The organism is Stenotrophomonas sp. FBCC-B152, assembly GCF_059134105.1.
Window position 1 is genome coordinate 2,648,229 of sequence record NZ_CP101442.1, and the last position, 18,969, is coordinate 2,667,197.

The 18,969-nt window shown below is 64.6% G+C and carries 19 protein-coding genes; 4 read left to right on the forward strand and 15 right to left on the reverse strand.

From position 1 onward, the window contains the following. Positions 1-189: 189 nt before the first annotated feature. Both NMB40_RS12315 and NMB40_RS12320 read left to right on the forward strand, forming a co-directional pair. Positions 190-1,032 (forward strand): hypothetical protein, encoded by an 843-nt coding sequence (locus tag NMB40_RS12315; RefSeq protein WP_494358571.1) that lies wholly within the window; start codon positions 190-192, stop codon positions 1,030-1,032. A gap of 189 nt (positions 1,033-1,221) precedes the next feature. Continuing rightward, positions 1,222-1,677, forward strand: a complete 456-nt coding sequence (locus tag NMB40_RS12320) for a DUF4442 domain-containing protein (RefSeq protein ID WP_494358572.1) — start codon at positions 1,222-1,224, stop codon at positions 1,675-1,677. 83 nt (positions 1,678-1,760) lie between these two features. Here the strand turns inward: NMB40_RS12320 and NMB40_RS12325 are convergent, their stop codons facing one another. Next, the gene (locus NMB40_RS12325; protein WP_494358573.1) at positions 1,761-3,035 is read right to left on the reverse strand and encodes a hypothetical protein; all 1,275 of its coding nucleotides are present in this window, start codon (positions 3,033-3,035) and stop codon (positions 1,761-1,763) included. A 78-nt stretch (positions 3,036-3,113) separates the two neighbouring features. On the opposite strand from NMB40_RS12325, the gene NMB40_RS12330 reads away from it, so the two are divergent. Continuing rightward, positions 3,114-3,791: a DUF502 domain-containing protein gene (locus NMB40_RS12330; protein ID WP_494358574.1), complete on the forward strand. Its 678-nt coding sequence runs from the start codon at positions 3,114-3,116 to the stop codon at positions 3,789-3,791. Between the two features lie 141 nt (positions 3,792-3,932). Continuing rightward, complete coding sequence (locus NMB40_RS12335) at positions 3,933-5,846, forward strand: DUF885 domain-containing protein (protein WP_494358575.1); 1,914 nt, start codon at positions 3,933-3,935, stop codon at positions 5,844-5,846. Between the two features lie 43 nt (positions 5,847-5,889). Here the strand turns inward: NMB40_RS12335 and NMB40_RS12340 are convergent, their stop codons facing one another. From NMB40_RS12340 to NMB40_RS12405, 14 genes are all read right to left on the reverse strand, one after another. Then, positions 5,890-6,177 carry a hypothetical protein gene (locus tag NMB40_RS12340; RefSeq protein WP_494358576.1) on the reverse strand — a complete coding sequence of 96 codons (288 nt, stop codon included), beginning with the start codon at positions 6,175-6,177 and terminating at the stop codon, positions 5,890-5,892. 19 nt (positions 6,178-6,196) lie between these two features. Further along, positions 6,197-6,862, reverse strand: coding sequence for a hypothetical protein (locus NMB40_RS12345; protein WP_494358577.1), 666 nt, complete (start codon positions 6,860-6,862; stop codon positions 6,197-6,199). After that, entirely contained in the window at positions 6,846-7,385 is a 540-nt protein-coding gene (locus NMB40_RS12350) for an OrgA/MxiK family T3SS sorting platform protein (RefSeq protein WP_494358578.1), read from the reverse strand. Before NMB40_RS12350 ends, NMB40_RS12345 begins: the two co-directional genes overlap by 17 nt. A gap of 4 nt (positions 7,386-7,389) precedes the next feature. Next, positions 7,390-8,223 (reverse strand): type III secretion system inner membrane ring lipoprotein SctJ, encoded by an 834-nt coding sequence (gene sctJ, locus NMB40_RS12355; RefSeq protein ID WP_494358579.1) that lies wholly within the window; start codon positions 8,221-8,223, stop codon positions 7,390-7,392. After that, the gene (sctI, locus tag NMB40_RS12360) at positions 8,220-8,507 is read right to left on the reverse strand and encodes a type III secretion system inner rod subunit SctI (protein ID WP_494358580.1); all 288 of its coding nucleotides are present in this window, start codon (positions 8,505-8,507) and stop codon (positions 8,220-8,222) included. The genes sctJ and sctI overlap by 4 nt, the downstream gene beginning before the upstream one ends. 72 nt (positions 8,508-8,579) lie before the next feature. Continuing rightward, positions 8,580-8,906, reverse strand: a complete 327-nt coding sequence (locus tag NMB40_RS12365) for an EscF/YscF/HrpA family type III secretion system needle major subunit (protein ID WP_494358581.1) — start codon at positions 8,904-8,906, stop codon at positions 8,580-8,582. A 22-nt stretch (positions 8,907-8,928) separates the two neighbouring features. Continuing rightward, the gene (locus tag NMB40_RS12370) at positions 8,929-10,089 is read right to left on the reverse strand and encodes a PrgH/EprH family type III secretion apparatus protein (protein ID WP_494358582.1); all 1,161 of its coding nucleotides are present in this window, start codon (positions 10,087-10,089) and stop codon (positions 8,929-8,931) included. Between the two features lie 176 nt (positions 10,090-10,265). Then, complete coding sequence (locus NMB40_RS12375) at positions 10,266-10,835, reverse strand: lytic transglycosylase domain-containing protein (RefSeq protein WP_494358583.1); 570 nt, start codon at positions 10,833-10,835, stop codon at positions 10,266-10,268. Between the two features lie 23 nt (positions 10,836-10,858). After that, positions 10,859-11,107, reverse strand: a complete 249-nt coding sequence (locus NMB40_RS12380) for a phosphopantetheine-binding protein (RefSeq protein WP_494358584.1) — start codon at positions 11,105-11,107, stop codon at positions 10,859-10,861. Further along, positions 11,104-14,016 carry a hypothetical protein gene (locus NMB40_RS12385; RefSeq protein WP_494358585.1) on the reverse strand — a complete coding sequence of 971 codons (2,913 nt, stop codon included), beginning with the start codon at positions 14,014-14,016 and terminating at the stop codon, positions 11,104-11,106. Before NMB40_RS12385 ends, NMB40_RS12380 begins: the two co-directional genes overlap by 4 nt. A gap of 118 nt (positions 14,017-14,134) precedes the next feature. Then, positions 14,135-15,244, reverse strand: a complete 1,110-nt coding sequence (locus NMB40_RS12390; protein ID WP_494358586.1) for an IpaD/SipD/SspD family type III secretion system needle tip protein — start codon at positions 15,242-15,244, stop codon at positions 14,135-14,137. Positions 15,245-15,252: 8 nt separating this feature from the next. After that, the gene (locus tag NMB40_RS12395) at positions 15,253-16,554 is read right to left on the reverse strand and encodes an IpaC/SipC family type III secretion system effector (RefSeq protein WP_494358587.1); all 1,302 of its coding nucleotides are present in this window, start codon (positions 16,552-16,554) and stop codon (positions 15,253-15,255) included. A gap of 47 nt (positions 16,555-16,601) precedes the next feature. Then, complete coding sequence (gene sctE, locus NMB40_RS12400) at positions 16,602-18,416, reverse strand: type III secretion system translocon subunit SseC family protein (protein WP_494358588.1); 1,815 nt, start codon at positions 18,414-18,416, stop codon at positions 16,602-16,604. Next, positions 18,413-18,946: a SycD/LcrH family type III secretion system chaperone gene (locus NMB40_RS12405; protein WP_494358589.1), complete on the reverse strand. Its 534-nt coding sequence runs from the start codon at positions 18,944-18,946 to the stop codon at positions 18,413-18,415. Before NMB40_RS12405 ends, sctE begins: the two co-directional genes overlap by 4 nt. Positions 18,947-18,969: the final 23 nt, after the last annotated feature.

Genomic DNA, 18,969 nt, shown 5'->3' on the forward strand with positions numbered 1-18,969 from the left:
GCAGGGCGTGGCTCTACCGCTCCAGACGCGATCAACCATTCAAGCATGCACTTCGTCACACTCATTCCGGCACTACGTTGCCGAAGTGATTTCACGACACGCGCGTTCGTTGAATTCCTATACCGCGCCACAACCCCAACTGCTCCACTTCGCCTACCCCGCGTGTGCGGGATGGCAAGGAGCTGGACCATGAAAAAGATGCTGTGGTTGCTGCTGGCAGCGATGCCGATGCAGGCGGTCGCCAACGAGGAAGATCCGATTGCGTACAAGTGCTACTACTGCACGCCGGATGAGATGGAGGATGTGGCACTGGCGCAGGGGGTTGGGCGGCATTATGTGTATGACGCGCAGAATCTCTCCATTGCTGGTTATGAGGTCAAGATGGCGGACGGAGCGTTGCACGCAGTCTCGTTTGAAGCAGAGGGCTGGGTGAAGAACCAGTTCCTTGGCATGATGAATCTGTACAGCGGATCCAATGGAGAGATGTCAATTTATCTGCATCGAGTAGAACTGCTTGCGCCCGGGACCGAACACGGCAAGGGCTACAGCCATCTCTGGGGGCACCACCTCTCTTCACTCAACCCAACCCATTTGACCGCTCGTCAGTATGTATTTCGCTACCTCGCTGAGCATCCGGACCTGAGATTCCTCGACACCTCGATGACGTCAGGAAAGCTGTTGAAGTTCCAGTACATGCTGGAAGGCAGCCATCCGATCAAGGCCTTTTTGTGGTTTGTGAACCGGGAAGAATCCTATGCAGAGCTGCACTTCGATCACGCATCGAGCCAGTGGCACTACTTGGGTACACAGTCAGCATTAGGGAATTCAATACAAGAGAGCAGAGAAGATTTCGCTCCTACTGATGGTCACTGGACCTATCAGTATCACTGGACCGACAGGGTTCTGGCTCAGGCATTCATCGAGCGGGCAGCATGGGCGAACATTCCTGTTCATGGCCAACTGCCTGTTTATGACCCCGCAAAGTTCACCTGCAAACGTGCTGGTGAGGACATTCAGTGCTACATCGATTGAGTGAATAGATCAGCATCTAGAAGACGCTGCTACTTCGTCGGTCATGCCTTACCGGCGTAATCACCTTGGTCGGCGGTCGATTGGGATGCGAACCTACCGGTGGCGCCGCGGCGGCAGGGGAGGTGGATTGCACACCATACGGTTGCGGATGGTAAGCTTTCTGCATCTCCCCTGCCCCTTGCCCCCTATATGAAGGCCAGCCTATTTCGCCACGGACTCAATCTGTGGCCGCCGTTTTTGTTTGCCGGTATCCATGTCGCCGAGGTCACGCCTGACTACCGATTCGTCCGGGTGGAGCTGCGGATGCGGCCGTGGAACAAGAACTATGTGGGCACGCACTTTGGGGGCAGCCTGTTTGCGATGACCGATCCGTTCTGGATGCTGACCGTCATGCAGAACCTGGGGCGCGATTACTACGTATGGGATCGGGCTGGGGAGATTGAGTTCCTCAAGCCGGGCCGTGGGACTGTTTCCGCTGAGTTCCGCTTGGATGAGGCGCTGCTGGATCAGTTGCGGGCAGCTACCGCTGGCGGTGAGAAGTACCTGCACTGGTTCAGCAATGACATTGTCGATGCGCAGGGGGAAGTGGTGGCGCGGGTGCGCAAGCAGGTGTACATCCGCTTGAAGCCGCAGGCGCGGGGCTGACAGCGCCGCGAACGGCGTAGGGACACGCCATGCGTGTCCTTCCGAATGTCCGGGCCGCCCCGTGGGACACGCATGGCGTGTCGCTACGGTAGCGGGGCGCTGATTGTGGGTGGCATGCCTTCCCTCTGGGGACCGAAGCGAGGCACCTGCACGTGCTTCCCGTCTTCGCTCAGGCGCAGCGGTCGTTGCGCGCTGCCCAGTTCCTTCGGCAGCCGTGCCAGTACCTGCATGGCGCCGCCCTCCTCCTGCGGCTGCCCGCGCAGCCACAGCATCGCCCCGGCCATGCGCAGCTGCGCGCCCACGTCCTGCATGCGGCGCGGGTACTCGTCGTAGGCGGGGCCGGCGATATCGATCAGCACGCAGCCCACGGCATTGGCGACACAGTGCGGTGTCCAGACCGGCAACGGCGGCGCCAGCTGCACCCGCCGGTCTTCCTGGATCTGCAGCTGCACCTCATCCGCACAGCTGCGCGACAGCAGCCACGCGCTGCGCGCCAGCGTCTTGCGCTTGTCCAGGAGCAGCTGCCCCTCCCTCGGCACCTTAGCCATCGCTGCGCGCTGGAACCCGAATTCACCGCGCATGGCCTGGCACAGATCGAGCTCCCGCACCTGCGGCGGCGCGAACGCACGCGTACACGCTGCGGGCACCGAAACATCCGCCGGCAGCTCGGCCAGGATCTCGGTGAACAGCCCGGCGCTGCGTTCTGCCCATGCCCCACCGATCATCGCCACGGCCAGGTTGTCGCCTTCGCCCATGAGCATCCGCGCGCTCGACACGTCCTGGCACACGCCCTCCAATGCAACGGTGCTGTCGCCGTTTACATGCGCAAGCGCATGGGCCGAGGTGCGATCAAACAGGACCACCATCGCCGGCATCGGCATGTTGGCCTCCACGTCGAACGCACTCTGGTAGTACCGGTATCTGGAAAGATCGCCGATGCGCGCGTGCAGCGGCTCGTGACCTTGGTGAGCTGCCGCCACTTCCTCGGCATGGGCCCGCACCTGCGCCAGGCAGGGCTCGCCGCGCCGGCACCAGCGGGTTTCCGGGGTAACGCGCTCGAAGCGGCCATCGGCGTGGCTGGTACCAGAACCGGGCCGCTCCGGGTGCTCGCGGAAACGCTGTACATCGGCAGCGACCAGCGCGTCCCGCTGGGAAGCATCAATGCCGTCATACGGCATCAGCCATATGGCGCCAAATGCATTGGCCTGCGCCGGGCGCGCCGGCGGCGGGGCTTCCATCGCCTCCAGCGCCTGCCGCTCGGCTGCCGGAATCGGCAACGCCCATGAAATGCCCAACGTCGCCAGCGCCAGCAGCGCCAGGCCCGCCAGCGCGATACCCATCCATTTCAGTACGCTCAACACAGCATTCCCCCAACGGGCCGCATCCTGCGGCGCCGGGCAGCGTAAACCGGGGCGCCGCCCCGCTACAATGCGCCGATGTCACCTGAAGCCCCCCACCTCGCTCCGCGCCCCTCCCTGCAGCGCCTGTTCCTGACCGGCCTGCTTACCCTGCTGCCGATCTGGTTGACCTGGGTGGTGATCAAATTCGTGTTCGTGCTGCTGTCGGGCATCAGCAGCCCGGTGGTGGTGCCGTTGTCGGCGCAGATCGCCGCCTCGTTCCCGCACTACCTGGGCTGGGTCCGGGTGGAGTGGATGCAGAACGTGTTCGGCCTGCTGGCCACGCTGCTGGTGATCCTCAGCGTGGGCGTGCTCAGCCGCCGCGTGATCGGCCAGCGCCTGCTGCGCTGGTTCGGCGCGGTGATCAAGCGCATTCCGCTGGCCAGCATCATCTATGAAAGCGCCAAGAATCTGCTGGACATGCTGCAGACCGAGCCGGGCACCACCCAGCGCGTGGTGCTCATCGACTTCCCGCACCGGGACATGAAGGCCGTGGGCCTGGTGACCCGGGTAATCCGTGAACAGGGCACCGGGCGCGAGCTGGCGGCGGTGTATGTGCCGACCACCCCGAACCCGACCTCCGGGTACCTGGAAATCGTGCCGGTGGAGCTGTTGACCCCGACCGACTGGACGGTGGACCAGGCCATGAGCTTCATCATCTCCGGCGGCGCCGTGGCGCCGGAAACCGTGCCGTTTACCCGGGCCGGGGAGCGCTGAATAGGGATTCCCCGGCTTCGGTAGGGTTCCCTGGGACACGCGTGGCGTGTCTCTACGCTGTATGGACCGGGCGCTGAGGTGGTCGTGTCCGGCTGAATCAGGCAAGCTCCCGGGTCTGTATAGGATTTACGGAAGCATTCGATGCCCCACCCCGCCCGTGCCTTGGCGCTCGTGATTGCCTCACTGCTGGTCTTCACTGCCGCTGCCCCGGCCGAAGCCGCCAAGAAGAAGGCCAACCGGCCCGCCGCCGCACAGACGCGCCAGGCCAAGCCCAAGGCCAAACCCCGCGCCCGCCCCGCTGCCGCCCCCGCGCGGCAGCCGCTGGTGCGCCAGCAGACCAAGGCCGCCCAGCTCGAGCGCATCTACGACGAGTACTGGGATGCCTCGATGCGGCTCAACCCGCTGCAGGCCACCTTCCAGGGCGATGCCCGCCACAACGACCAGCTGCCCAACATCCTCTCGCCGGCCTACCGCCAGCAGTCGCATGATTTCACCGAACAGTGGCTGGGCAAGGTCGAGAAGATCGGCCCGGACGGCCTGACCGGCCAGGACCTGCTGAGCTACCAGATATTCGTGCGCGATGCGCGCATGTCGCTCGCCGCCGAAAAGTACCCCGGCTGGATGCTGCCGGTGAGCCAGTATTACAACCTGGGCAGCATCATGGCGATCCTGGGCTCGGGTTCCGGCGCGCAGCCGTTCAACACCGTGCAGGATTACGACACCTGGTCCAAGCGCTCGCTGGGCATTCCGCCACTGTTCGACCAGGCCATCGCCAACATGCGCGAAGGCATGCGCGCCGGCGTGGTGCAGCCGCGCGACCTGATGGAAAAGGTGCTGCCGCAGCTGGATGCGGTAATCAAGCCCACCGCCGAGGAAAGCATCTTCTGGGCGCCGGTGCGCAACATGCCCGACGATTTCCCGGAGGCCGACAAGGCCCGCATCACCGCCGAATACAAGCGCATGATCGAGTACCGGCTGATGCCGGCCTACCGTGCCCTGCGCGGCTTCATCGCCACCGAATACCTGCCGGCAACCCGGAAGACCGACGGCTTGTCCGCACTGCCCAATGGCGTGGCCTGGTACACCCAGAACATCGTGCAGAGCACGGCCAGCACGCTCAGCCCGCAGCAGATCCATGCGCTGGGCGAACAGCGCGTGGCCAGCCTGCAGGAGCAGATCGCGGCGGTGATGAAGGAAAACCGCATCCGCGGCTCGCAGCAGAAACTGATGCGCAGCATGCGTACCGACAAGGACTTCCAGTACGCCACCCCCGATGCACTGGTGATGCGCTACAAGCAGCTGCAGCAGCAGGTGGGCGCGCGCCTTCCTTCGCTGCTGGATACGTTGCCGAAGGCACCGCTGGAGATCAAGCCGGTGGAAGCCGACCGCGCCGCCAGCGCCGCCGCCGTGAGCTACCAGCCGCCGCTGCCCGATGGCATGCGCCCGGCCGTGCTGTATGTGAACACCAACGCCCTGCCCACGCGCCGCACCTGGTCGGCACCGGCGCAGTACCTGCACGAAGGCATTCCCGGCCACCACGTGCAGCTGGGCCTTCAGCAGGAACTGGACAAACTGCCGCGCTTCCGCCGCCTCGGTGGCGATGTGGCGTTCGTCGAAGGCTGGGGCATGTATGCCGAGTCGCTGGGTGACGAGCTGGGGGTCTACCAGGATCCCTACGCGAAGATCGCCTACCTGCAGGGGGCGTTGACCCGCAGTGCGCGCATGGTGGCCGATACCGGCGTGCACGCGCAGGGCTGGAGCAAGAAGCAGGCGGTGGACTATCTGGTCAAGACCGCCGACATGCCGGTGGACGATGCCACCGCGGAAGTGGAGCGCTTCATGGCCCTGCCCGGCCAGACCCTGGCCAACGGACTGGGCGAGCTGAAGATGATGGAACTGCGTGACAAGGCCAAGGCGGCGCAGGGTGCGGGGTTCAACCCGCGCCGGTTCCATGCCGAGGTACTGCGCGATGGCTCGATGCCGCTGGATATCCTGGAAGCAAAGATCGATCGCTGGATCGCGGCACCGGCGGGCCAGCCCGCACCGGGCGGCTGAGCTGTAAAAGAAGCGGGCCGCGTCATGCGGCCCGCTTCATTCCTCAGTACTCGTCCGGCTTCGGGCCGAGTTTCTCTTCGTCGCCGAAGATCATGGCCTGCATGAATTCGGTGCACCACCACTTCCGTGCCATCTCCCGGGTCAGCTCAGCGATGTCCGGTGCGATCGGCTTCTTGTCGAAGTCCGGAAGCGACGGCAGGGTTTCGAAGCCCGGCGGCTTGGTCGACGGGTCGTCCAGCGAGGCCTGCATGCGCTGCATCAGCGTCTGCTGTTGGCCACCTACGGTGGTCGTGTTCAGGGGCGCCATCGCCCCCAGTTTTTCCAGCATCATCAGTCCACTCCAATCAAGGTCAGGGTAAAGGCAAGCGCTTGAGCCGGGTGTCGATCCCGCTCACGTAGGCACCGGCGCGCTGGCGCGCGGCCGCTTCCAGTGCCTCGGCATCCACGCTGGCTTCCACGGCGGCGGCCATCGCGCCTACCGGGTCCAGCTCAAACAACAACGGGCCGGCTTTGAGCATCGGCAACGCCGACCGCGAGGCCACTATCTGCACAGACGGGGCATCGGCCTTCGTCGCCAGCTGCGCCAACACGGTTTCGCCCAGTGCGGGCATCTGCTCCGGCACGTACAGCACCAGGCCCGAATCGGCCGCACCCAGCAACTGTTCGCAGCGGCGCACCACCAACGCCGCATCCACGCCTTCGGCAGCAAGGCTTGCCGAGATCACTTCACGCACCTGGCCCAGCACCGCATCGCGCGTGGCCTGCACATAGCCCAGTGCAGCCGCCAGCAGCGGCACGGCCTCGGCGATGGCGTCGGCATACCCTTGGCTGAACCCATCGAGCCGGGCCTGTGCGATGGCGGCGTCCACCTGCTCCGGCAGCGCGCCCAGCACGGCGGATGCGCGACGCCTTGCGGCGGACTCGAGCTGGTCGGCACGTGCGGCCTGGCCCAGCGCGCTGGGGGCAATCACCCCGCCCTGCGCGTGCGCCAGGACGTGCTCAGGAAAGCTTTTCAACATAGGTCACCGCCGTCCAGAAGAGGTCCAGGTCAATACGTTCTCGTGCGAGCGGGCGCAGGGTGTCGCCCGCCATCGGCGCAAAGGGAAGGGAAAGGCGTGCAGAGAGCCACGCGGGCAGCAGCGGGGCCAGCGGCTGTAGCTCCACGCCGCCCCAGACGAGCAGCACCCCGGAGAGATCCGCCGGTGCGGGCTCTTGCACGCAGCCCTCCGGCTGCCGCGCATGGTCCGCCCGCATGAACGCCTGCACCGTGGCCGGCAGTGCCGAACAGCCGCGCTGCGATGCCAGCCAGCCACGCAGCCGCGCGGCCGCCATCAGCGTGGCCACCTCAGGCAGCTTCGGCCACAGCCCCATCAATCGCCGTGTCAGCACATCGGCCGGCGCCGCCAGCGTTGCCGGCATGGGCAGGCGCCGCTGGCGGATCAGCGTGGTGTTGAGCCAGCGCTGCTGATCCAGCGAGGCGCCGGCGTACACCGCCCGCCACGGCCTGTAATACGCGGCCGGGGCATACGCGATGTGCATGGCCTCATGCACCGCGCCACCGCCGCCAGCCGCGCGCGCCATCCCCACGGCCGGACATCCGCTGCCAGGCCGTACGTGCACGGTTGCCAATTGCCGGTACCAAGCGGATCACCACCCAGCCACCCAACAGCAACAGCAGGGCCACGGCGCCACACAGGAGCATCACCGCCAGCGGAACGCTGCGCTCGTTGCCGGCAGTGACCGCCAGCGTGCGCGGCCCCTCCACTTCGGTAAGGATGACCGAGACGTTGTCGTACTCCACGCCATCGAAGGTGTTGCGCAGGAAGCGCTTCACCGTCTGCAGCAGCACCTCGGCATCCACGCCCGGCTCATGCGCCACCACCGCCGCCACATGCATGCGGCGACGTTCGGCACGGCGGCCTTCGGTGCCGAGGTTGGCGTCGTAGTTCAGGTGCACGCGGCTGGACTGCACGCCATCGATCAGCTGCAGCGACTCCTCCAGCCGCTGTTCCACGGCCGAAATCAGCCGCGCGCGCTCACCGAGCGGCGTGCTGACAAGAGAATCGGCGGGGAACGCGGCGGACACCTGGCTGCGCGGCGCCGACGGCAGGTCGTTGCGCTGCATCAGTTCAATGGCTTCCGGCAGGTCGCGCGGGCCGACCTGGACCTGGTAACCGCCTTTGCCGAGGTTGTGCTTTTCGGCATCGATGTTATGGCGCAGCAGCACGGCAATCACTTCATTGGCCTGGCGTTCGTCCAGGTTCTCCAGAAGTGGTTTGCGCGCGCAGCCCACCAGCAGCACCAGCGCAAGCAGGGGCAGCACCACGCGCCACCGGCTCAGCCGGCGCACGGTTGCCGCAAAGGGCGGCATGTTCATGACTTGAGCAGTGTCTCCACCGTCTTGTTGGCGTGGTTGGCCAGGCCGGCGGCGACGATCATGCGCTTGCTGTAATCAGCCAGGTTCAGCTGCAGCTCGAACAGGGCGGCCGGGCTGGATGCGGTTACGGGGTTGTTGCTGGCAGCGGTAATTGCGGCCAGATCGTTGCCGGCGTCCACGTAGCTGTTGGCCAAGGCGTGGCCCATGCGATCGGAAAGTGGTACTGCGACGCTCTCGGGGTCGCCCACCACATTGATCTGGGTGGCGATCTGATTCACTTGCACGGGTGCATCTCCTGCGGGGTTTCCCGCGTACAGTCCTGGCGCCGGCAGCGCTGCTGCCGGCGAAGGAGTTCATCAACCCAGGTTGCGGGCGTTCTGCTTCTGCATGTCCGACAGGCTCTTGGCCGAGTTCGACTGCAGGGTGCGGTAGGTGGTGTACGCCGACAGGGCGGTCTGATAATCGGCGAGGTATGCCGGGTTCGTCGGATCGCCCTCTATGCCACCTTCAATGCCATCGCCCGCGATCTTCTTGAACGCGTCGTCCAGCGCCTTCTTCAGGGTTTTCACACCCTTATCAAATCGATCGCTGTGATCGCCCAGCCAGCCCCACTGTGGGCCTTGGACATCGCCATCAAAATCATCGCCCGGAACGGGCTTGGTACCAACGGTTGGTGTAGTCATTACAGTTACTCCGGAAGAATGGTCAACGGCTACCTGCCGTGGAAAAATCCCAGCGACCTTCGCCTACGGAAAGCAGTTGGTCCTGGGAGTACTGGTAGGAACGACCCTTCAGCAGGTCGTCCCACAAACGGATGCTGATACGCACGCGGCGTTCGCCCCACTGCTGCACGAAATCGTCGCGGTAGCGCGCCATCGCGTGCAGTGAGGCGTCATCGAGGAACACATCGTTGGAAATGCTGGCCCGGCCGGCGTGGTTGCCGGTGCGGGTGGTGATGCCCCGTGCGCGCAGCTCGTCACGTGCCATGGCCACCAGCTGGCCATCGCCCACCGAACGCACGTCAATGCGGGTGGCATACGGCATATGCGGCACCAGCAAGGCCTGTACCTGCTGGCGGCGCTCCACATCGTTGATGCCCAGCGCGGTGATCACCACTTCCGGCTGCTGTGGCGCGCGCAGGCGGATGACCGCATAAGCGACGCTGGCACTGTCGAGCACGGCGCCGATGCGGGCGGCCTCCACCTGCCGCTCCCTGTACTGGTCGTGCAGGCGTCCGGCACGCTGGCTGGCACGCTGCCCCCATGCCACGGCCTCGGCGCTGTCGCCGAAGGCATACAGGCGCCCGTCGGCGTCATGCACCACGGTGTAGTTGTAGGGCGATTTCGCCAGTACCGCTTCCAGCGTGCGCACCTGGGCAGCCGGGCGCTGGCGCTCGTAGCCCCACCAGCCGCCGGCGCCCACCACCAGCAGCAGTGCTGCTGCGGCAATCCAGCGGCGGGCGCCGGCACTGCGCGTGGGGCGCGTGACCGGGGTCAGGGTCAAACCTTCATCCACCAGCACCGGCAGGCGATGGTCGAGCACAGCGGCAGACCAGGTATCGTGTTCCGAGCGGATGGCGAGCGCCAAGCCGACAACGTGCAGCACCGCGTTCAGCGGCAGGTCCTGCGGGCTCCAGAGATCCGCGCCTTCCGTGCGCACTTCCAAGGTGATGCTGTCGTCGCCCAGGTGGATACGGAAAGAAGCTGCCGCCAGATCACCGGGGATGTAGAAGACGTTGTCGGCGTTCGCCAACGTGACGCCCAGCTGGCCCTGGTGCAGGGTGCGGGCCGGGCCGACATGGAAGACGGTGTCGCCAGGAGAGAGGGTGAATTCCACGCCATCGAGCTGGCCGGAAAGCAGTTTCAACTTGTGCGCGGGGAGCATTGGAGTCCGGGGAAGGCGGGAGCGGAAGCGCCGTTGCAGAAGGCATTGCGGCGACGACGCGCAGACTGACAGCTCCCCCAAACCCCTGACATGAAGAAAGTTTCAATGTCCGCTGACTGCATTTTGTTGCAGTACTACATGTCGCCGGCGGCGAGCAATCAGTGAACGGCCTGATAGAGCGCAGTTACCTTCTCGACGTAGCGTCGGGTTTCACTGAAGGGCGGCACGCGGTTGCCGTGGCGTTGCACCGCACCTTCGCCGGCGTTGTACGCCGCCAGCATCAGGGTCAGGTCGCCGTTGAAGCGACGGTGCAGCCAGACCAGATAGGCCGTGCCGGCGCGCAGGTTCTGCAGCGGGTCGAACAGGTCGCTCGCCCCGAAGCGCTTACCGGTTGCGGGAATGACCTGCATCAGCCCGAGCGCGCCCGCGTGGGAACGCGCCTGGGGGTTGTAGGCGGATTCGACCCGGACGATGGCGTGCAGAAGGCGCGCGTCCACGCCGTGTTCGGCGGCCACCTGCTCGATCAACGGCGCCCATCGCGCTGCGGCCTTTGGGGCCGACGCGGCGTTGGGGGCGCGTCGAACGGGGGCCGGCGCGTAGGGCCTGAGCGGATCAAACGCTTTGGCCCCCGCAAGGGGGGCCGTGGATACCTGTAGTTGGCCGTTGCGATCCAGGCTGGCGAACACCTGGTTGGCGCTGGCCGGCAGGGCCGTGGTGGCCAGCGCCACCAGCAGCCCTGCCTTCCAGCAGGTCACGTCAACGCGTCCGGATTGGTCATCGCAAGATGCAGGTCGGCCAGCGTGATCACCGCACGCAGGACTTCCGCGTCCGGCAGCGTGCCGCCCGCTTCCCCGATCTGGATCAGCAGCGCGTGCATCTCCAGCGAGTCCACATCGAGGTCTTCAACCAGGCGCTGCTGGGACCCGACCTCTTCCAGCGGCCGCCCTAGATGGGCGGCGGCCAGTCTGCGGATGTCCTGCAGGCTGAGGACGGTGCTCATTCCTCGTTTTCCTTCATTCCCTTCAGGCGCTCGCTCAACTCCTTGATGAGCTGCGCTTGCTGATTCGCGAGGTCATTCCCCTTGGGATTGAGAACAACGCGGTCGGCCACGCGAAGCGGCGTCTTCGATTCCCCGCTCTCATCTGCGCTCAATACCGGCGGCGAGTCCCGGCCGGAATCCATGCTGACGGCGGAATAGCTGCGCTGCACGACCATGTTGTCGCGCTCGGGTTCGAAGTAGCCGAAGTCCACCTGTTCCTCGTGCTCGTCGCCCGCAACGCTCGAAGCAGAACTGGTGGAAGATGACGAAAGCGCATCCCATTCCTCATCGAACGTTTTGTACTGCTGTCCCGGCGTCACGTCGCTCTGCAGCGGTTCCTCATCCCTGAGAAGCTCATAAACTGCATTCGGATCGATACTGTCGAGCGGATCGTGGGGAACGCCGACGCTGATGGAGCGCTCCTTCCCGCCGCGGGGAGTCCGCGCATCGTCCACGATGTTCTGGCGGAGGACATCCTGGCGCTGCCCATTGGCCAAGCCCGGAGAAGCGGGCGACACCGCATGTGTGCGCACAGCCGTCTCAACAATAGGCGCCGACGGGATGCGCCTTGCCAGCAGGGCCAATGGCGTCAACCCTGCGGCCGGGGCGTTCAGCGGCCCATGCCCGGCACGCGGAGGCAGGGTGGCCCGTGACTGCCTGGAGGCGGAGAAGATCCGCTTGCCGAGTTCAGATCCGGTTTCACTGGCGTCGCTCTCGTTGCTGGCAATGCTTGCGCGGGAATCAGAACGGTTCAGCACGCTTCGCGCTGCAACGGGGGTGGAGGGCAAGGTATCCAGGAACGACTGGAAGGTCGTGCGGCCACCCAGCACCGCCGATGCCGGCTGCGCCTGGACGGACGGGCGGGACTGCGCAAGCTCAAGCAACGCCAGGTCGCGCTTCTTGAAGAAGGCCTCCATTCCCTCCTGCAAAGGAGACTTGGCTGGCAACGTGGCGGGAGCAGATTTCTTGAGGCCCACGGTGCCTTCCTCTTCCGCTATTTTGCTCGGAACGAAGCGTGCCGCCCCCAACTCCTGGATCAGCTCCCTGACGCGCCCCGGCGACGAATGCACGGGCGGACGCAGCGCGCCCGTCATGGATGGGACGAACGGCGTACCGGCATTCGCACTGCGCTCCTTCACGTACTTCGCCACATGCGAAGCCTTGACCACGTTCGGGTCCTTCCTGCGCTCGGTGGGCGGCTCAAACTTATCGCGTGGCTCGATCCTTTCCTCGTATTCGGCCGCCTGAAGGAAGCCCTTGAACTCGGCGTAGTGAGTGCCAGAGCCATACCCGCCAAGACCGCCCGAGCGGTTGGAACCGTCATCCCGTTGCAGGTAGCGATTCTGCTCGTCCCGTTGACGCTGATCGAGCTGCTGGGTGCCGCCCAAGCGGTTCCGGCTGTCCGCGTCATTGTCCCGCTTCGGGTTCCTCGGACCGCCAGCGCCGTTGTCGGCCCGGTTGAGTTGCTGATCCGAACGCTGTTCGTTGTCCTGGCGATTCTGGTTGTCCTGCCGGTTGAGCTGGTTCTGCTGCCTGTTCACATCCGGCACGCGCGGGGCGCGCGGCGAATCGGGATCCAGCGCAGATCGCGGATTCCGGTCGTCGCTCGGCGGAGGCGTGTCCTGCTTCTGCACCGTGGTATCGACCTCGTCTTCCGACGCTCCAGCGGGAACGCGAACCAGATCGGGCCCCTTGGCAAAGAGGCTCAGCCGCTGGTTGACCTTTCGGAGCATCTCCATGAGATCTGCGTTCTGCTTGCGAAGCGCAGTGTTCTCCGCGCGAAGCTGAGTATTCTCTGCATGCGAAACGCCCATCGCATAACCGCGATCAAGCAAGTCGTTCACCAGGTTGCGGATCTCCGTCAGCTGGGGCGCCTGCTGGTTTCGCATGAACTCGCTGAGATCGTTGTTCACGGTCACCGGCGCATGGGTGTTGGAGTACGCCCAGGGTGCCCCGGTGGTTGGGAACGGCTGAGGGCCCGGGCCGGGGTTGAATGGGGTCCGTGCCTGCTCGGGGACCTTGGGCTGATCACCGCTCCGCCCCCGCACTTCGGTCTCGACATACTCCGGCGCCTTGAGCAGATGGAGGATCGCGTTCGCGAGCGCCACTGGCTCCCCGGAGTCCAGCGCCGCATCCAGCACGTTCTTCAACGAGAGATAGACGCGCGCCTCCATTACATCCTTGGGAGGCGCGTCGCCCCGCAGGATCTTCGACAATGCATCCGGGGTGCGCTCGGCGATACTCTCGATCATGGACTGTGGAAGCATGGCCTTGGCAATGCCCCACATCACGTCGTCGCGACCAACCTCGTGCGCGCACTGAAGCATCACCCGAGACGCCTTCTCGATCTCATCGGACAGCTTATCGGACGCGCCGCCATGCCCATACCCATCGGGCGGACTGTCACACCTGCCAATCTTGACGCACACGTTTCCGATGGCATTGTCCATAAGCGCCAAGCAGCGGTTCACCGCTTCGTTGTGCGGTGCCTCACGCTGCAAGAAGGCAAGGCCACCACGCATTCCGCCGAACGCGGTCAGGTAAGCCTGCACCTTGGGCTTCGGCGGCGCCGCACTGCCGGGACCAACCCAGGCCATAGCCCGATTCAACGCGTTGAGCTCACGCCTGTTTCCGGCGTCCTCGGCAGCATCACGGCGCGCCTTCATCACACCGCAGGCCTCGCTGATCGCCAGACCACTGGCGGCCCGCTCATGCTTCCCCGGCGTATAGGGCATCTGGCACCGCAATGGTGTGGAGTCGTTGTTCCTGACGTCGTTCAGCGGAAGTCTCAAGGTGTCATCGAGGCTGAAACCACGTCGCTGGACGGGCTGCGTCACTTGCGTGGAAATGGGTGTTGCAATCGCGGGCATTACGTTTCTCCTGGCGCGCGCCAATCAGGAATTGCGCGCATCTCTTGTTGGCTTCGCCCATCTTGCCGATGGGCGAGCTGAGAATCTCTGCAACATTGTCGAAGTTCCTGACCGCCGATCAGGTATTGTGAACGTAGGCGTTGTTGGCCTCGGACATTTTGTCGATCGACGAGCTCAGGATCTTCACGATGTTGTCGAACTTCTGGGTCATCTCGTTGAGCTTCTCACCCAGCACCTTGCTCACGTGCTTGATCTGTTCCATGTTGCTGTCCTTGGACGAGACCCAAGCGTTGTAGGCAGCGCTATCCATCGTACCCTTGAGAATCGGTCCAAGCGGCGAATGCGAATGCACCATACTCTCGGCAATCTGATTGACGGCCGAAACATCCATCATTACGTGGTACTTGCCGTCCTCGCCCCGCATCACCTTCAGGCCTGGAAGGCCCATGGATTTGATGAACTGATCGGCCGCCGCCTGAGTGGAGAAAGAGGCCAACGCATTTACTACGCTGGGGTCCGTTCCATACTCCTTTGCGAGGGCTACCAGTCTGGAATAGACGGCGCTGAAGTTTGGCTTGACATCACCCTTGTCGCCGTCTGCGACTGGCTTCAAGTCCTCCATGATGTCGGAGAACGTCTGATAGAACTCCAGGAATTTGGCCAAGGCATCCTGGTACTTGCTTAACCATTCGGTCTTCAGCACTTCCAGCAACGCGCTGATCTGCGCGAAGAAATCCGTGTGCGAGTTCCAGACCAGGCCACTGGTGTCCATGTCCGCCGGGTTCTCCATCGGGGACTGGAAGCCGGGAAGCCCTACGCCATTCTCGTCCTCCAGGACGATCTGCGGCATCAGGAACGGGAACGCGCGCAGCAGGTCCATCTGCGACCGATTGGAGTCCTGTAGCGCCCTATCCATTGCCGAGGCAAGCTCGGACTCCTTCTGCTTCTTCCGCTTCAGTTCTTCCAGTGCAACCGCGTCGTTAAGGGCCTCCATGACGGGGGGCCCCATGGTGCCTAGGCGGACGGTCCTCACCTCTTCACTCAGCGCGACCTGACGGACCGCGGCTGCGCTGGCGCTGCGCGCCAAGCGGGCAAACTGCTGCAGCCGCGACAGAAGCTCCGGGTGCATGGCGGGCGCTTCGAGCGCGGCGGCCTGCACTTCGGTCTGGACAGTCTGCAGGTGGCGCAGCGTCCGGGACGCTGCGGCAGTTTCAATTCCGGTGGTCATGGTACGTCTCAGGCTCGCTCAAGAATGTGCTGGTTGGTGCCTTGCTGCAGCGCCAGAAGCGTCGCATAGAGCTGCGCGGTGGCTTCCATGAGTGCGCGATGGTTGGCCAACTGCTCCTGGTGGGTTCTGGCCGTGTTGCCAAGGACTTCTGCGCTCTGCTTGGCGATGTCGCTTTCCACCGTAGTGGTCTGCGACTGGATGGTGCCGCCGGACTGGATCGCGCCGGTCACTGCCGGGAAGACCGCCATGTTGAACAACGTCGCCTGGGCCTGTGGGATCTGGGACTTTGCCATCTCGATGCCATGCGCCTCTTGGGCGCCCGCCGGAACCGCGTCCAGACCGGTCCTCCGACCGGTGAAGTTCATGGCCGACACATTTGCATTGAGATCCCCTTCTACCTGCGCCGGTCCGCGACCGTTACCTGTGGCGGCCCGCACCGGTGTGTCGTCGAGGTTACGGTCTGGGCGCAGCGCTGAGCTCGGAGTAGCGTGTGTCTTCGCACTGACCCGCATGTTTTCAGTCGTCACGCTGGTAGTGTTTGCCTCCTTCAGGTTCCGCTGCATGCTACCGGTCTGCGTCGACGTGGTTTCGTACATCTTCTTCATCGATGCCGCGCCGATACCCATCCCGACCATGCCGCTGGCGACGGAGGTACCAAAGTTCTCGACGGCCGCCTGTACCTGCGTCCTGCCGGCGAACTCACTGGTCCTGAGCTTCATCGTGGACATCGTTGCGCTGTCTGTCCGCTCGTTGGCCGCAAATTCCAGCAGGACCTTCTGCAATGCGATCAGCAGGTTGACGAAAGTGTTGGAGACGTACCACCCGGTAAGATTGGCGGAACCTGCCGCCTGCTGAGCATCCAGACCGGTGCCGTCCTCAAGGCCCGCGTTCGGTACGGGCTGCAGGTCAGCCTCGCTGGGTGGCAGCTGGCTGGCCGCGCCCTCGGTAGCGCGCACCGTGGTGCCCTCCTCCGTGGCGATGGGATCCTGGAGGCCAAGCGGGGCGAACAGCATTGACGGCAGCCGCTCGACGATGCCCGTCAGCATCTGCTCGGCTTCTTCCATCGTGAACGCGGGTGCAGGCAGTTCAACGGCAGGTGCCGGTCCGGTGCGGGCTTCGGCTCCCTGGTTGCCCGAACGCTGCCGGTTGGCAGCTTCCTCACTGAGTGCCTGCACCATCGCCGGGTGCGTGGCAAGGATTGCAGCGGCGACGGCGGCCGCGCCCAGGCGCGGATCCGCGCCCTGCGCGGGAATGCTGGCACGCGTGGGGTGCAGCTGGGATGTCGCGAGTCGCGGTGCTTCAATGGTCATGTTTGATCGGTCCTTTGCAATGTGGAGAGACGGGGTCGCGCGGCCGGTCAGGCGGCAGCTGCGCCGATACGGTGGGTGACGAACCTGGCCGTTGCATGCTCGTTGGCCTGCACGTTGCTCATCTGCTCGAACAGTTGCTGCACCAGGTTCTTGGTCTGGATGAAGTACTCGAGGATTTTCTGGATGAGCTCGCGGAAGATCTCGCTGGCTACCAGGCCGACTTCCAGCTTGGCCAGCAGCTTTGCCGCGTCGATGTACATGTCGGCAATGACGATGCTGCCGACGCTCTGGGTGGTCTGGTTGGCGAACTGCAACGTGTGCGTGGCCTTCATCGCATAACCGGCGCGCTTGGCCATATTGTCGGCACTGGCGCCCGTTGCCTTTGCAGCGGCCTTGCTGATCGCCTGCGCCACGTCGTCCACCGTTTGGCCGACAGAGCGCGCAACGCTCTTGAGGATCTGCGGCAGCGCCTTGCTGATGGCCTCGGATACGGCGCGGGTGACGGCCTTCGCAAGCTGCTGGACGGCGGCGGTACCGGCGACCTTCTTGGTCAGCACCACGGCGGCGATGATCATCGCCGCCACGGCAACCACGGCCAGAACATCTTTGATCTTGTCAACGATGTCGGTGGAGACGCCCATGGACGCCAGCACGTCGCCGATCACGCTGCCCACCTGCTTCACGAGGTCCATGATGACCTTCATGATCGGCTCCATGATCTTGCCCATGATGTCCAGGCCCAGCTCTTCGCCGATGGCCAGTGCGAGGCCGACGCCGGCCAGCACCATGCTGGCGCCGCCGGTCAGCGGCGCCACGACCACTGCTACCACGGCGACCACCCAGCCGATGATCTTCCCGATGCAGCCCATCTTCTTCTGCGCGGCTTCGGCCTTGGCCAGCTCATCCTGGTACTCCTGCGAGCGACGCAGGTTCTCTGCCTCGCGCAGCTTCAGCACTTCCTGCAGCAGCTTGGTTTCGGCTTCCAGCTTGGCGTCATTGGCCTTTCCGATGATCTCCTGCAGCATGGCGAGCAGTTCGCTCAACATGGCGGCATTGGTGCGCGCCTTCTCATCGCCACGGGCGCTGACGCTGCCGTTCGGGTCGAGCTGGTCGGCCTGGGTCTTGAAGTCTTCGAGGTCGGACAAGGCCTTATTCAGGGCTGCGGAGGCCTTGACCAGCGCTTTGATCCCCTCATCCATGCTCAGTTGCGCTTCCGCAGCCTTGCCCTTGGCGGCCTCCAGCTGGGCACGGATGGCGTCCTGTTCTTCCGGCGGGGCATCGGCCAGGGCCTGCTCCAGCCGCTTCACTTCTGCTTCGGCCTGCTTCAGAGCCTCGGCGGCGGCAAGCAGCTCGCCTTCGGCCGACTCCATGCCGGCCATGGCCTGTTCCACCACTTCCTGCGCCAGCCGGATCGCTTCGGACAGTTCCGCTGCCGATGCAGAGCGCTGGGCCAGGCGCTGTTTGACCAGCTCCAGCTGCGAGGCCAGGCTGCGGCCGTTCTCGGTGGTGATCACTTCGCTCAGCTGCATGAGCAACTTGGCCAACGCCGCCTCCGGCGTCAACGGCGCCTGCGGCACGCCACCGGCGGCGGCCCGCTGGGTGGCGCCGCGCATCACCAGCACCATGTCCGCCATGCGCAGCATCGGCTTGTTCGGATTCTGCGCTTCCGTCCCATCAGACACGACCATCCGCTCACCCGCTGCTTTCGCCAGCAGCTCCAGCACTCTGCGATCGATGACTTCGACCTGCTGGAAGGATGCCGAACCAAAGCCGGCGGCTGCGGCCGCGGCGGCATCGGCGCGCGCCGCAGGCGTGGGGGTGAAGGCCAGCGGCGTCAGGCCGGCGGAAGCGGAGATGTTCATGCGGAATCAGTTTCCTCAGTAGTATCGGGCGGCGTTTCGCCATTGCTGGCCAGCGCCTGCAGGTAGACCTTTGCCCGCGCAAGCAGGGCCGGATCGGTGGAACGCTCCTGCACGGTTTCGAAGCAGCCCTTGGCCAGGGCGAGCTTGCCCATGGCCAGGTGGCACTGGCCGACATGCAGCATCGGCCGTTCGTCCTGCTTGAGCAGTGCGTAGGCCAGCGCGTACATGTCGATGGCCTTGGCGTAGTCCTTCTTCATCTGCAGCACCGCGGCCAGGCCGAGGGCGTAATCGCCGTTGTAGAAGTCGTACAGGTACAGGAAGCGGAAGAACGTTTCGGCCTCGTCCAGTCGGCCGTCGGTGTAGAAACGGTGCGCATAGGCGTACACGCTTTCCAGCAGGTCATCGCTGACCCCTTTCAGATCCTTGATGGCAGCGCCGGTCTGGGCGCCTTCAAACAGCAGTTGGGCCAGTTCATCGAGCTGGGCCTGGTCGGTGTCGGATCCAGCGGGGGCGTCGGGGGCAAAAGTCATGGTGGGTTACCGGGTTGGTGCCA

Coding starts and splice junctions, on each gene's coding strand:
- NMB40_RS12380 (WP_494358584.1), bottom strand. CDS start 11,107: ATGAGCACCGTCCTCAGCCTGCAGGACATCCGCAGACTGGCCGCCGCC.
- sctE (WP_494358588.1), bottom strand. CDS start 18,416: ATGAACATCTCCGCTTCCGCCGGCCTGACGCCGCTGGCCTTCACCCCC.
- NMB40_RS12405 (WP_494358589.1), bottom strand. CDS start 18,946: ATGACTTTTGCCCCCGACGCCCCCGCTGGATCCGACACCGACCAGGCC.
- NMB40_RS12320 (WP_494358572.1), top strand. CDS start 1,222: ATGAAGGCCAGCCTATTTCGCCACGGACTCAATCTGTGGCCGCCGTTT.
- NMB40_RS12315 (WP_494358571.1), top strand. CDS start 190: ATGAAAAAGATGCTGTGGTTGCTGCTGGCAGCGATGCCGATGCAGGCG.
- NMB40_RS12335 (WP_494358575.1), top strand. CDS start 3,933: ATGCCCCACCCCGCCCGTGCCTTGGCGCTCGTGATTGCCTCACTGCTG.
- NMB40_RS12385 (WP_494358585.1), bottom strand. CDS start 14,016: ATGCCCGCGATTGCAACACCCATTTCCACGCAAGTGACGCAGCCCGTC.
- NMB40_RS12350 (WP_494358578.1), bottom strand. CDS start 7,385: ATGCACATCGCGTATGCCCCGGCCGCGTATTACAGGCCGTGGCGGGCG.
- NMB40_RS12395 (WP_494358587.1), bottom strand. CDS start 16,554: ATGACCATTGAAGCACCGCGACTCGCGACATCCCAGCTGCACCCCACG.
- NMB40_RS12365 (WP_494358581.1), bottom strand. CDS start 8,906: ATGACTACACCAACCGTTGGTACCAAGCCCGTTCCGGGCGATGATTTT.
- NMB40_RS12340 (WP_494358576.1), bottom strand. CDS start 6,177: ATGATGCTGGAAAAACTGGGGGCGATGGCGCCCCTGAACACGACCACC.
- NMB40_RS12330 (WP_494358574.1), top strand. CDS start 3,114: ATGTCACCTGAAGCCCCCCACCTCGCTCCGCGCCCCTCCCTGCAGCGC.
- sctJ (WP_494358579.1), bottom strand. CDS start 8,223: ATGAACATGCCGCCCTTTGCGGCAACCGTGCGCCGGCTGAGCCGGTGG.
- NMB40_RS12390 (WP_494358586.1), bottom strand. CDS start 15,244: ATGACCACCGGAATTGAAACTGCCGCAGCGTCCCGGACGCTGCGCCAC.